The organism is Anabaena sp. CCY 0017, from assembly GCF_963920885.1.
Lineage (GTDB): Bacteria > Cyanobacteriota > Cyanobacteriia > Cyanobacteriales > Nostocaceae > Nodularia.
This window is the reverse complement of record NZ_CAWUDG010000087.1, coordinates 1-279: the sequence shown is the minus strand read 5'-3', so window position 1 is coordinate 279 and position 279 is coordinate 1. Positions and strand designations below refer to the sequence as shown.

The 279-nt window shown below is 70.3% G+C and carries 1 pseudogene; it reads left to right on the top strand.

The features are described from left to right. Positions 1-279, top strand: a pseudogene (locus ACM0OW_RS25810) (hypothetical protein); the annotation flags it as partial.

Here is a 279-nt window from a genome sequence, read left to right as displayed (position 1 = left end):
CCCAGAACGCCGTGCCGCGCGACAAGCTGGGCGTGGTGACCAGCGCGGGCCAGTTCTTCCGCCAGGTCGGATCAACCGTCGGCGTGGCGGTCTTCGGCGCTGTCCTGACCCACAATCTGGCCGCCCCGATGAAGACCGCCCCGAACGCCGAGCCGACCGCCCAGGTCCGCACCCTGTCGCTGGTCGAACTGGAGCGGATGACGGTCGAGGCCCATCAATCGACCCGGAACGGCGCCCCTGTCGCCGTCGATCCAGAAGTGCGCGAGGCCGTCAGCAGCG